Origin of the sequence: Janthinobacterium sp. Ant5-2-1 (assembly GCF_001445815.1) — a bacterium.
GTDB classification, from domain to species: domain Bacteria; phylum Pseudomonadota; class Gammaproteobacteria; order Burkholderiales; family Burkholderiaceae_D; genus Janthinobacterium; species Janthinobacterium lividum_E.
Genome location: NZ_LNCE01000047.1, coordinates 174,839 through 187,163, shown reverse-complemented (window position 1 = coordinate 187,163; position 12,325 = coordinate 174,839). Strand labels below are relative to the sequence as shown.

11 protein-coding genes are annotated in these 12,325 nt (G+C 67.4%); all 11 read right to left on the bottom strand.

Features of this window, described 5'->3' with window-relative positions; all coding sequences use genetic code 11:
* Nucleotides 1-6 precede the first annotated feature (6 nt).
* The gene (locus ASN89_RS16080) at nucleotides 7-930 is read right to left on the bottom strand and encodes a diguanylate cyclase domain-containing protein (RefSeq protein ID WP_082127627.1); all 924 of its coding nucleotides are present in this window, start codon (nucleotides 928-930) and stop codon (nucleotides 7-9) included.
* Nucleotides 927-5,408, bottom strand: coding sequence for a PAS domain-containing protein (locus ASN89_RS16075; protein ID WP_235501990.1), 4,482 nt, complete (start codon nucleotides 5,406-5,408; stop codon nucleotides 927-929). The genes ASN89_RS16080 and ASN89_RS16075 overlap by 4 nt, the downstream gene beginning before the upstream one ends.
* A 232-nt stretch (nucleotides 5,409-5,640) precedes the next feature.
* Nucleotides 5,641-6,003 (bottom strand): NirD/YgiW/YdeI family stress tolerance protein, encoded by a 363-nt coding sequence (locus ASN89_RS16070; protein ID WP_046683054.1) that lies wholly within the window; start codon nucleotides 6,001-6,003, stop codon nucleotides 5,641-5,643.
* A 27-nt stretch (nucleotides 6,004-6,030) separates the two neighbouring features.
* Entirely contained in the window at nucleotides 6,031-6,603 is a 573-nt protein-coding gene (locus ASN89_RS16065) for a prepilin-type N-terminal cleavage/methylation domain-containing protein (RefSeq protein WP_046683053.1), read from the bottom strand.
* Nucleotides 6,604-6,704: 101 nt separating this feature from the next.
* A complete protein-coding gene (locus tag ASN89_RS16060; RefSeq protein ID WP_058049961.1) occupies nucleotides 6,705-7,424 on the bottom strand; it encodes a hypothetical protein in 720 nt (239 codons plus the stop codon).
* Complete coding sequence (locus ASN89_RS16055; RefSeq protein WP_058049960.1) at nucleotides 7,424-8,197, bottom strand: ABC transporter permease subunit; 774 nt, start codon at nucleotides 8,195-8,197, stop codon at nucleotides 7,424-7,426. Before ASN89_RS16055 ends, ASN89_RS16060 begins: the two co-directional genes overlap by 1 nt.
* Complete coding sequence (locus ASN89_RS16050; RefSeq protein ID WP_058049959.1) at nucleotides 8,197-8,907, bottom strand: type II secretion system protein; 711 nt, start codon at nucleotides 8,905-8,907, stop codon at nucleotides 8,197-8,199. Before ASN89_RS16050 ends, ASN89_RS16055 begins: the two co-directional genes overlap by 1 nt.
* Nucleotides 8,904-9,626 carry a hypothetical protein gene (locus tag ASN89_RS16045; RefSeq protein WP_058049958.1) on the bottom strand — a complete coding sequence of 241 codons (723 nt, stop codon included), beginning with the start codon at nucleotides 9,624-9,626 and terminating at the stop codon, nucleotides 8,904-8,906. The genes ASN89_RS16050 and ASN89_RS16045 overlap by 4 nt, the downstream gene beginning before the upstream one ends.
* A complete protein-coding gene (locus ASN89_RS16040; RefSeq protein ID WP_058049957.1) occupies nucleotides 9,623-10,069 on the bottom strand; it encodes a hypothetical protein in 447 nt (148 codons plus the stop codon). Before ASN89_RS16040 ends, ASN89_RS16045 begins: the two co-directional genes overlap by 4 nt.
* Complete coding sequence (locus ASN89_RS16035) at nucleotides 10,066-10,761, bottom strand: hypothetical protein (protein ID WP_235501989.1); 696 nt, start codon at nucleotides 10,759-10,761, stop codon at nucleotides 10,066-10,068. Before ASN89_RS16035 ends, ASN89_RS16040 begins: the two co-directional genes overlap by 4 nt.
* The gene (locus ASN89_RS16030; RefSeq protein WP_058049956.1) at nucleotides 10,758-12,323 is read right to left on the bottom strand and encodes a hypothetical protein; all 1,566 of its coding nucleotides are present in this window, start codon (nucleotides 12,321-12,323) and stop codon (nucleotides 10,758-10,760) included. Before ASN89_RS16030 ends, ASN89_RS16035 begins: the two co-directional genes overlap by 4 nt.
* Nucleotides 12,324-12,325: the final 2 nt, after the last annotated feature.

The following is a 12,325-nucleotide window of genomic DNA, read 5'->3' as shown; positions in this document are numbered from 1 at the left end:
TCCTCTTCACTCCCCCTCCGACGCGCAATACCTGTCCCGTCCCGTATGCTTGGCGCGGTACAGCAGGGCGTCGGCTGCGCGGATCAGGGCGCTGGGGTCCATGCCTTCCGTGGGCATGACGCTGGCCATGCCCAGGCTGACGGTGACGTGCGGGCCGACGCTCGACCTGGCGTGGGGAATGTCCAGCGCGCGCACTTCGTCGAGGATGCGCTGGGCCACCACCTCGGCGCCGTCGCGCGTTTCCTGCGGCAGCAGGATGATGAATTCCTCGCCGCCGTAGCGCGCCAGCAGGTCGGGCGGGCGCACGGCGCAGCGGCGCAGGGCGGCGCTTACCTGCTGCAGGCACAGGTCGCCCGCCTGGTGGCCATAGGTATCGTTGTAATCCTTGAAGTGGTCGATATCGGCCATGATGAGGGCCATCGGCATGCCGTCGCGCGCGCAGCGCCGCCATTCGCTGTCCATCGTGTCGTTGAAGCTGCGCCGGTTGGCCACGCCCGTCAGCGAATCCGTCAGCGACAGTTCGCGCATGGCGTCGGCTTGCCGCTTGATGGTCAGCTGGCTGCGCACGCGGGCCCGCACGACGGCCGCGTTGAACGGTTTCGTTATGAAATCGACGGCGCCCGCTTCCAGCGCCCGTGTTTCGTCCTCGGGCTGGTTCAGGGCCGTGACGAAGATGACGGGGATGGCGCTGAGGATGGCCGATTCGCGCAGCGCGTTACACACGGCATAGCCATCCATGCCTGGCATGACGGCGTCGAGCAGGATCAGGTCCGGCAGTTGATTATGTGCGATTTCCAGCGCCTTCTCGCCGCTCAGGGCGAACAGCACGTCGTGTTCCTCGCGCAGCAGCTGGTGCAGGATCTGGATGTTTTCCATGGCGTCATCGACGATGAGGATGCGCCCGTTCATGGCAAGGTTGGTCCAGCTCACTTGTTTTCCTCTCGTTTCAGCTGATCGAGCACGAGTTTTTCCGCTTCGGAAAAGTTCAGTGTCTCGATCGCGTTTGCCAGCGCCAGGGCCGCTTCCCGGTCTGATTGTTGTAGGGCGGGGTGCAGGGCGTGGAATTGGGCCAGCGCCTTCAGGTTATTGTTGCGGATCAGGACGAGCAAGTCGGCCAGGCCGGCGCGCAGGTCGAGCGGTGCGCTGCCGGGCGCGGCTTGTGCCGGCTGGCCGCGCCGCAGGGGCGAGGGCAGGGCGCGCGCCGCTTCGATGACTTCGGCCATCGCCAGTTCCAGCTGTCCCAGCAAGGCGGCGGTGGCTTGCGAACCGCCCCCGTGCAGCGATTTTTCCGCGTCGCCGGCCAGGCTGGCGACGCGCGTGGCGCCCAGGTTGGCCGCCACGCCGCACACGCGGTGCAGCAGTTGCGCCGCCTGCCGCGCCTGGCCAGCGGCCAATAGGCGCCCGGTTTCCTCGACGGCGTCGCCTTGCGAATTCTCAAAGCGCTTGAGCAGGGCCAGGAAGGCGCCGTAGTCGCCGCCAAAGCGGTGCAGGGCCGCAGCCAAGTCGATGCCGGGTATCGCGGCCGGCATGTCCAGCACTTCCGTGGCGGCGCCGCCTGGCTGAGCGGCGCTGCTGCCGCCACTGTGGGGCGCCGGCACCAGCCGGGTCAGGGTCTCGATCATGTCGTCGACATCGATGGGCTTGGCCACGTGCGCATTCATGCCGCTGGCAATGGCGCGCAGGCGGTCCTCGTCCATGGCGTTGGCCGTCATGGCGACGATGGGCAAGTCCGGCAAGCCCAGCGCGCGGATGGCCAGCGTGGCGTCGTAGCCATTCATGACGGGCATCTGCAAATCCATCAGCACCACGTCCCACGCTTGCGGGCTGTGCGCCAGCATGTCGACGGCCAGCCTGCCGTTGGCCGCCACGGCCACGCGCGCGCCCGAGTGCAGCAGGATGTACTGCGCCACTTCCTGGTTGATTTCATTGTCTTCCACCAGCAGGACGCGCATGCCTTCCAGCAAGCCCGACAAGGGCGTGGAAACGGGCAGCACGGATGGCGCGCTGCGGCCATTGCGTCCATCCCGCACGGCCGTGACGGCCGCCAGCAGGCGCGCCGGGGTGGCCGGTTTCGAGACGATGCCGGCCAGCATCAGGCTGTCGGCCAGGCGTTCGAGGTTTTCGCTGTCCTGGTCGGCCACCAGCATGATCACGGGCGGCAGCGCCAGGTGTTCGTCGGTGCGCGCCTCGGTGAGCATGGAAATGCCATCCATGCCCGGCATGGCCGCGTCCAGCAACACAAGGTCCGCCGCCCGTTCGTCGCCGGCATGCTTGCGCAGCAGGTCCAGGCCGGCCGCGCCGCTGTCGGCGCTGCGGCTGTGCCAGCCCTGCGCCGCGCACCAGTCTTCCAGCATGGCGCGCACGCTGGCGTTGTCGTCGATGATCAGCAGCGACAGCGCCCTGGGCGCGCCCTTGCCGGGCGCCTCGAGCGGCGGCGCCACCTTGTCGAAGCGGCAGCTGAAACGGAAGTCGGAACCTACGCCCAGCGTGCTTTTCACGCTGAGCTGGCCGCCCATCAATTCCACCATGCGCCGGCAGATGGCCAGCCCCAGTCCCGTGCCGCCGTATTTCCGGCTGGTGCCGCTGTCGCCCTGGGAAAACGCGTCGAAGATGTGCTCCTGCTCGGCCGCGCCGATGCCGATGCCCGTGTCGCGCACGGAAAACTCCAGCGTCGCGCCTGCCGCATCCTCGGCCGCCATGGCGATGGACAGCACCACTTCGCCATGCGCGGTGAACTTGACGGCGTTGCCCATCAGGTTGATGAGGATCTGTTCCACGCGCAGGGAGTCGCCGATCAGTTCGTCCGGCACGCGCGGGTCGAGCACGAACACGGGCTCCACGCCGCGCGCCCAGGCGCTGCTGGCCAGCAGCACGCCCACGCTGCCCAGCATGCGTTCGAGCTGGAAGCGGCGCTGTTCCAGCACCATTTGTCCCGCCTCGATCTTGGAGAAATCGAGCACGTCGTTGACGATGTTGAGCAGCGACTGCGTGGCCATCTGGATCTTGCCCACATAGCTGCGCTCGCGCCGTTCCAGCGGCGACTCTTCCAGCAGGCGCGCCAGGCCGATGATGGCGTTCATCGGCGTGCGGATTTCATGGCTCATGTTGGCGACGAATTCGCTCTTCGCCGTGCTGGCCGCCTCGGCCTTGTCGCGCGCGCGCACCATTTGTTCGTTGAGTTCGTGCAGACGCAATTCCGTGCGCTTGAGCTCGGACACGTCCGAGGCCAGCACGAAGAAGCCGCGCACGCCGCCGCCATCGTCGACATCGGGAATGTAGTTGGTCCACGTGTGGCACACCTGACCCGTGGGGTCGAGCAGGTCGCGCTCGAAGCTTTGCGGCCGGCCCGCCAGCACGCCCTCGACATGGGGCGCATACACGTCGAACAGTTCCTGCCCCAGCAATTCGCTCATGTGGATGCCGGCCAGTTCGGCGCTGCTGCGGCCAAACCATTCGTTATAGAAATTATTTGCGAAGCGGCAACGCAGATCGGCGCCCCAGTACGACACCATGCCAGGCAGGTTGTCGGTGACGGTACGGATGAAGCGCTCGCTCTGTTCCAGGCGCAAGGTGGTGGCGTGCAGCACCTCGGTGGCGCGCTTGCGTTCCGTGATGTCGATCGACACCCCCAGCACGTGGCTGGCGCGCCCCGCATCGTCGCGCAGGACCACCTTGCGCGTGGTGAAGTGGCGCGTCGTGCCGTCGGCCGTGTTGATCGCCTCCTGTTCGATTTCCACCATCTGCCCCGTGGCCAGCAGCTTGCGGTCGGCGCTCACAAAAGCGGACGCCTGCTGCGGCGGGAAGAAATCGTGGTCCGTCTTGCCCAGCAATTGCTCGCGCGAGCGTCCCAGGGTCAGTTCCGCGTGGCGGTTGATCATTTCAAAGCTCAGCTTGTCAGCACGCTTGACGAAGACCATGGCCGGGATGTTTTCGATGATGGTGCCGAACAGGTGTTTCGAACGGCGAAACTCCGCTTCGCTGCGTTTGCGTTCGCTAATGTCCAGCCACAGGCCCGATACCCCCAGCAACTGCTGCTCGGGGCCGAAGATCGGATGATACGAGACGACCCAGTGGCTCAGCTGCTCGCGTTGCTGCCCGCCATGGCCTTGCAATTCGAGGTCGACGATGGGCAATCCCGTTTCGAGCACCTGGCGCACGCAGCGCTCCACCTCCAGGCGCACGGCGTCGTCGAACAGCATGGCGCCCACGGGACGGCCCAGATGCTGCGCCACGCTGGCCCCGTGGATGGCGGCCAGGTAGTGGTTGATCATGACGATGCGTAAGTCCAGGCCCACGAACAGCATGCCGATGGGCGCCGTCGCGTACACGGTTTCCAGCAGGCGCGTGGATTTTTCCAGGGCCAGCGTGCGTTCTGCCACCAGGCTTTCGAGCTGCGTGCGGTGGCGCCGCAAGTCGCGTTCCAGCGCGCCCAGGGCGCTTGCCATGTCGGCCGACTCGCGGTCCGCGTGCCGGTTCGAGAGCAGGGGCTTGCCTTGCGCCAGCGCGTGGATCTGCTGCGTCAGTTCGTGCAGGGTGCGGGCCAGACGGCCGCCCACGCGCCAGGCCAGGGCAAAGCCGGCGCCCAGCAGCAGGGCCAGGATGAGGGAACCGGTGACCACGGAGCCCAGCAGGGCTTCGGCCACCGTGCTGGTGCGCATGGTGACGGCCACTGTCCACGCGTCGTCCGGCGCGCGGCGAAAGCCCGTATACACGTCGAGGCCTTCCAGGGTGGCATGGCGCAGCACGCCTTCGCGCGCCTGGCGTATCTGCTCGAGCAGGGGCGCCACGGTGCGCTGGCCTACATAACGCTGCGGCGCCAGGGTGCGCGCCACGTTGATGCCGTCGGCATTGACGATGGCCGCGCCCAGGTAGGCGGGCAGGTGCAGTTCGCGCAGCAGCACGGGCAGGTAGTCGGGCGGGTAAAGCGCCGTCAGCACATAGGCGGGACCCTTGTCGCGCGGCAATGGTTGGTTCAGGGCCAGCCGCGGCAGCTCGTCCGGCGCCGTCAGCAAACTGGTCAGCCGAGGCTTGCCGTGGTCGCGCGTGCGCTCCATGCTGGCGGCCCATTTTTGCGGCAACGGTGGCGGCGCCTGGCTGGCGGGTAACGATGTATTGATCAGCTGGCGGCCCTTGGCGTCGGACACGATGAAGGCGCTGACGGCCAGGCCCGGCTGCAGCAGGCTGCCGGCCAGGGCGCGCAGGGCGCCGATGTCGTCGTTTTGCAGGGCGGGCGAGGCGGCCAGGATGCGCGCGGCCATCTGCGCGCCGCTCAAGTCGCGTTCGACGGCGGCGGCAACGGCACGCGCCGCCTGCGCCGTTTCGTTGACGACATGGTCGCGTTCGCGCGTGTAACTTTGCGCCACAAGCAGGAGAAAAACGAGTGCCGTCGGAATGACCCAGGCGAGCACCAGCCATGAAATTCTTGAGCGTATCGAAGGCAAATCTTGCACCCGGAAAGCTCCCAGAATGGATGAGTCGACAGGCAGGCTGACGCTGGCGCTGGCTGACCTAGAATGAAAAGATGCTAGACGAAATTGATTGTTCTGACAAGCCTAGTTTCTGTAATGGAAAAAAGGTTGCGCAAGGCATACAGAGGAGGGTGACGCCCATCCCGCCGCAGCGGCGGGATGGCAAGGAAACTTACGGAACCACGGTCAGCACGTCGACATCGATTTCCGGGCTTTCCATGAAATCTTTTTCCACTTCGCCACGGATTTCCACGCGGGTCCTGGCGTCGATCTTGCGGTTCATGAAGACCTTGTCGTCGATGTCCACGCGGATTTCCGCCGTGCCGTCGGAGAACGTATATTTCTCGTTGCCCACTTTGCGCAGCAGATTGCCGCGCAGCACGACGGCCTGGTCGTCGACGGGATTTTTCAGGATGGCGGCCACATTGCCGGGCGCGGCCGGGCCGGTCGTCGGTCCCACGTATTGGGCATGCGCGCTGCCGGCCAGCAAGGCGCAGGCGGCCAGGGAGACGATGAGTGTGCGGTGCAGTGACATGGTATTCCTTCGATAGTGACTTGCGGCTTAGAAAAAGACGGCGGTGCGGGGGATGATAGCACCGGCATTGCCATAGGGCATGTTCGCCCGGACGCTGCCCGTGCTGGCCACACCATCGTCGAGTTTGCTGTCGATCTGCTCCGCGTAGCTCTCGGGCAGGTTGTCGAAACGGATGCCGTTGCCGGCCCGGCCGCCCACTTCGTCGTTGTACAGGTAGACGGCGCCGCCCTGGGCGCTGGTCATGAATTGCGAAGTGCCGTTGAACGAGCCGGTGATGAAGCCGCCCAGTGCCAGGTGCTGCGGCGCCAGGGTAAATTCGCGCGGCTGGCCGTCGCCGATCTGGCCGTCGCCATTGCCGTTGCCGGCCGAATTGGGCACGTGCACGGTGCCCTGGACATCGTCGCCGGGCAGGGCGCGGAACTTGTCCTGGTAGGCGTTGACGGCGGCCGTCAGCGCATTCGACTGCTGGATGATGTTTTTCACCTTGGCGCTGTCGATCAAGCCTTGTCCCTTGAGCACGCCGCCGAGCAGCAAGCCGATGATGACCAGGACGATGGCGATTTCTACGAGGGTAAAGCCGTGCTGGCGGCGTGGGAGCATGGGATTTCCTTGGAAAAAAGTGCAGGTGCTGGGTATGGCAGCTTCAGGATCGCAGTTTACTGCAAATGATGCCGCACGCGCATGGCATTTCGGACGGCGGCTCATGGCGTCGCCTGTTTCTTTTTGGCCAGTTCGTCGAGCTTGCGCGCGAGGAAAGCGAGCTCGTGCGGATCGCTGATCTGGCCGCTGGCGATCAGGCCGCCGATCACCAGGCGGGCGCTGTCGAGCTGGTCCATGTCTTCCAGGATGAACGCTTCCATTTCGCGCACCCACGGCGGCACGTGCGGCCCCGTCGCCAGCTGGCGCAGCGCGCTTGCATAGCCGAGCGCCAGCGGCAGGTCGTGCAACTGGTGCTTGGCCACCAGCACGGCCTGCGCCATCGCGGGCCAGCGGTGCTGCGGGTCGGCCGCGAAGCTGGCGGCGACAAAGGCCAGCATGCGCCGCGCGCGCTGCGGGTCGGCCACGCCCGCATACACCTCGCTGGCGGCGACCAGCGCATAGCGGCTGCGCGGATCGAGCGTTTGCGCCGTCTCCAGCCAGCCGGCCAGACGGTTGTAGTCGAGCGCGCGCCACGGCAGGCTGACGCCGGGCTGGTCTTCGAACGATTGCAGGTACAGCAGCATCGCCTTCGACATGGCCAGCGGCTCGCCCAGGCTGGCCAGGCGCGCCACGCCAGGTGGCGGCGCGGCGGGCAAGGGCTGCGCCTGCGCGGGCGCGTGCTGTTGCGCCAGACGCCAGCCCAGTTGCAGCAGCAGGCAGGCCGCCAGCAGCCAGCACAGGGGACGCGGCACGCTGGTCCAGGGACGCTGGGCGGCGGCCATCAGATGTTCCTGCGGTAAAAGTCGCACAGCGCGCAGCTGGCCAGCAAGGCCACATAAATAGCCGTTTGCGCCGCCACGCCGGCCAGGGCTGGCCAGTCTCCCGTCGCGTACAGCAGCCATTCCGCGCGTGTAAACGTGTCGAGGCGGGGCAGCAGCAGGGCCAGCACGTCGATGGCGCCGGCCGTGGCCCGTTGCGGCCAGGAATCGCCCGCCTGCGGGCCGTGCGCCAGCAGTTGCAGGCTGCCCAGCATGCGCGCCAGCACATAAAAGCCGCCCGTGGCGGCCAGTGCCGGCAGGGCCTGCTGCAAGCTGGCCGCGCACAGCAGGCTGAAGGCGGCGACGATCCACAATTCTCCCAGCAAGGACAGGGCCCACAGCGCGCTTTGCTCGGGGGCGGCAAACAGCGCCATCAACAGGCCGAACAGCGCGGCGGGCATGGCCGCCAGCGCCCCGTAGCCCAGCAGTTTGCCCAGCAGGTAGGCCGCGCGCGGCATGGGTAGCGCCAGCAGCAATTCCAGGCCCCGGTCGGCCGCTTCGCGCGCCATGCTGGTGATGATGAATGTGGCCAGCAGGAAGACGCCGGCCAGGCGCAAGGCGGCCGCCAGCAGGGACGCCTGCACGGCGCCGCTTTCCGTCAGTGCCAGTTGCTGCAGGAAGCCGGCCAGGCCGGCCGCGGCGCAGGCGGCCAGCAGGAACAGCCACGGCAGGCGGCTGCGTAGCGCTTCGAGCAGCGTGTAGCGGGCGATGGTGAGGGCGGGCCGGAGCATGCGCATCAGCGGGGCAGCCTTTGCGCCGCCACCATGCGGTTGAACAGGATGTTCGGCGACAGCCAGACGACGATATCGTCGAACTCGCCGCCCGGCTGCTGCGGGCCGCTGGCGGCGCGGCTGATGAAGGTGGTGGCGTTCGATGCATTGTTGCGCTCGTCGACGTTATTGCCGAAAGGCACAGCCTGGCGCTGGCCCTGCATGCCCATGGCGCCAAAGCCGTTTTTTCCGTGCGACATGATCATGGCGGGGATGTCGCTCAAGGCCGTCGCCTGCAGCAGCGCGCCGCCATTGCGCGTGACGATGCTGATGTCGCGCGGCGTGCCCAGGTGGAACTGCTGCTCGCTGTCGCTGAAAGCCGGCGTGACGCTGTAGCGGAACAGATGGTTCCAGCTGTCGCCCTGGCGCAACCCCAAGGTGGCCCAGGGCAGGAAGCCGGCGCGTTTTTCGCCCGTGCAGCGCGTGCCGCGCCGGTCTTCCAGGCCGTTCATGGCGGAGATGGCGGGACACGGCAGGTAGCCGTAGCGCAACGCGTAACCCGTCAGCGCTTCCTTCGCTTCATTCAGCGCTTGTTGCGTCTCGGCTACCTTGCGCTGTTCCAGCTGCACCGTCAACGGCGTGACGAGGCCGCCTATCATCAGGCCGACGATGACGAGCACGATGGCGATCTCGATCAGGGAAAAGCCGGTCTGGCGGCGTGGATGGGGGGCGCTCATGGCAGGTTGCGCGCGGCGCGCATGCGTTGGTACAGGGTGGGCAAGGTAATCCAGGTCAGCATGTCGTCAAAGGCGCCGCCGGGCAGCGTGGCCAGCCCGGTGGCGGGGCGGGTAATGAAGCTGCGGCTGGCGCTGTCGTTGGCCGCTTCATCGATATTGCCGCGCGCCGTATTGATCTGCGTCACGCCGCTGGCGGCCGTGCCGTGATGATCCTTGCCTTGCGAAAACAACACGGCAGGCAGACATTGGGCGCTGACGTCGCACAGCGCCTGGCCAGCCACGAAGGCGAATTCGCCGCGCCCGTCGCGCGTCACAACGACTCTGTTGGCGACGGCGGAAAACGAGACGATGGGCGCGCGCGCCATTTCCGGCGTGACGCTGTAGCGCAGCAGCTTGCCCCAGGCATCCACGCCGCCCACGCCCAGCGCGACCCACGGCAAAAAGCCGCTGCAGTCGGTGTCGCCGGCGCAGTCGGCGGCCCGTTCGCGTCCATCGAGCGCGGAGGCGGCAGGGCGGGGCAGGCGGCCATTGGTCGCCGCAAAGCCCAGCAAGGCGTCGCGCGCCTGCGCCAGGGTGGCCAGGGTGCGCTGCTGGCGTTCGGCTTCGCCCGTGTTGCGCCCGAAGGCGCTGATCAGCAGGCTGGCCGTACCCAGGCCCAGCACGGCCACCAGCAGCAACAGGGCGGCGCCGCGCTGGCGACGAGGTTGGCGCGGCGTCATGGCTGGCCCTCCTGCGCTTCGGTCACCGTGCCGCTGGCCGGATCGTAGCGCTGGCCGGGTTTCAGCAGCACCACCTGGCCGTTCGACAGGCGCAAGGTCAGGGTGCCGGGCGCGCCCGATTTGCCGCGCGCGAGACGGTTGTGCGGCTCGTTCTGCGCTTCCTGGTTCAGCCAGACGGTAGAGCGGCCGCTGCTGCGCTGTACCACGCCATTCAATTCCACGGGCGGGGCGGGCGGCGGTGGCGGCGGCGGAGATGGGGGTGCCGTCAGGGCCGGATCGGGCGCCGGCGGGCCGTAGCGCTGCGCGTCGAGCTGGGCGCGCTGCTCGGGCGACAGGAACAAGCGCCCCAGCTGCGGTGACTGTGACTGTGCCTGGGCCGTGAGCGCGGCGCCAGCCAGCAGCGCGTACAGGACGCAGGCACGCAGGACGAGTGTGCGCTTCATGGCCGCCCCGGCACGGGCGCGCTGCCCAATGTCAGCCACAGCAGCTCGCATTCGGCGCCCAATGTGGGCGTTGCAACACCGCCGCTGCCCGGCCCGGCTGCGGCCGCGGCGGCCGCATGACGCTTGAGCGAACAATCCTGCACGGCGAAATAGCCGGCCTGGCGCAAATCGTCCAGCAGGTTCAGCAAATCCATCTCGTGTAGCAAATCCATCTGCAGGCGCATGCGGCTGCCGCGTAGCTGATATTGTCCCATCACCATGGGCAGCGGCACTTGCAGCCCTTGCTGCGGACTGATGTCATAGCTGATCGGCAGCAGTTTGCGCTGTTCCTGGCTGCGGCGGATGGCGTCGATCCAGGCCAGGCGGTTTTCCTCGCCGATCAGGCCGCGCCGGCCAAGGGCCAGGAATTGCGGTTCGTAGGCGCGGATTTCCTGCTTCTCCGCCTCCGCGTGGTTGAACAGCATGGCGGCCGCCGAACGCGTGCGCTGGGCCAGGTCCAGCTGCTGCGCTTCGCGCTCGCGGTAGGCGATGCTCAGGCTCAGCAGCACCAGGCTGGCCAGCATGGTCAGCGTAAAGCACAGCAGGGCGCGGCGTATCAGGTGCAGTTCACCCAGCCAGGCGGGCAGGGTGCGCGCGGACGTGGCGGTTCGCTGCATGCCGGGCAGGGGCGGCTGCTTGACGGGGCCGCTCATGGCTGCCACGCGAGCAGAAGGGTGAAGCGGGCCTGGCTGGCCGCGGCCGGCACGGCGCTCTTGCCGGACAGGGCCACGCTGGGGCGCAGGTCGAGCGGCGTTTCTTCGATCGTCACTTGCAAGCCCGGCTGGCGCGCCAAGGTTTGCGCGAAGGCCGTGATGGCGGCCAGGGCCGCGCGGTAATCGTTGTTCGGCATGGCCACGTCCGCTTCCAGGCGCAGCGCCTGCGGCGGCGCGACGGGAATGCCGGCCAGGGCGCTGCCGGTCGGCGCGCCCGTACTTTGGTGCTGTTGCGGCGGCTGATTGCTGGCCGTGCGCGCGGGCGCCTGACCCGCATGCCAGTGCAGCTGGCCCAGCGCCACCTGCGGCGCCTGGTCCAGCGCGGCGCTCAGCATGCCCAGCAGACGGCCCGGTTCCGGCGCCTGGCTGGCGATCATGTGGCCCAGGGTCACGGCCACTTTCATGTTCTGCGTCTTGGCCGGCGCCGGCGGCTGGGTCGACATGACGCTGCGGTAGCGCTCCTGGTAGGACGCCGTTTCCTGCGCCAGGCGCGCGATGGTGGCCCCGTCGGCTATGCCGCCGAGCAAGTTAATCGCGCACCACAGGGCTGCCGACGCGCCGATCAGCGTGCTGGCGCCATACAGCGTCTTGCGCGCGCGCTGGAAGTGGTAATAGCGGGCCAGCGCGCCGGGCGGATAGTGGCTGGACGGCGGATGCTTGCCCAGCAAGGTCAGCAGCAATTCGTCGGCCAGCGCCGGCGTCCGGCGCAAGCCCACCCGTTCGCCGGCCAGTTGCAGGTCGATGAAGTGGTAGGCAACTTCGACGCCGTTATCACACAGCAATTCGAGCTTGGCAATTTGCGGGGCCGGCGCCAGGATGACGGTATTCAAGACGTCGCCGCGCGCCAGCATGCGCGTGCTGGTGAGAAATTGCCGCGTCTTTTCCGTTTCCAGCGCAATATTCACGGCCACGCCGTCGAGTGCGATGGTGGCCGTCTGGCGCGAAAAGCGCAGCTGGCCCTTTTCATAGTAACTTTGCCGCAAGCCGCCCGATTGCTGCGTCACCAGCAGCAAGTGCTCATGCGCGATCGACAGTTTTTTGACCAGCGCGATACTGAGCAGGCTGGTCGAATAGATGCCGGCCACGGGCACGCGCAGGTGTTCGAGCGCCTCCGTCCACGGCTGCAGCAGAGACGGGTTGGTCAGGGCGAAGAACAGCACCTGGTCGTCGTGGCGGCCCGTGTTTTCGCGGCCCAGCAGGGTGCTGCCCCGGTAGGGCGTGTCGCGGTGCAATTGCTGCTTGCGCCACTCCAGCAAGGCCCGGCCCGCCTTGCCGCGCACGTGGGGCAGCAGCTGGCGCTGGAAATCTTCCTCGATCAAGTCCGTCAGCAGGTAGGCGGGCACGTCGAGACGGTGCGCCTGCGGATCTTCCAGCCACGCGGCGAAACCGTCCAGCCCGGCCGCGCTGGCGGGAAAGGCCTGGCCCTGGCCCAGCACGCCGTGGTCCCAGTCGTAGGCGCACAGGGCGTCGCTGGTGATGTAGAGTAATTGTTTGCGGAACACGG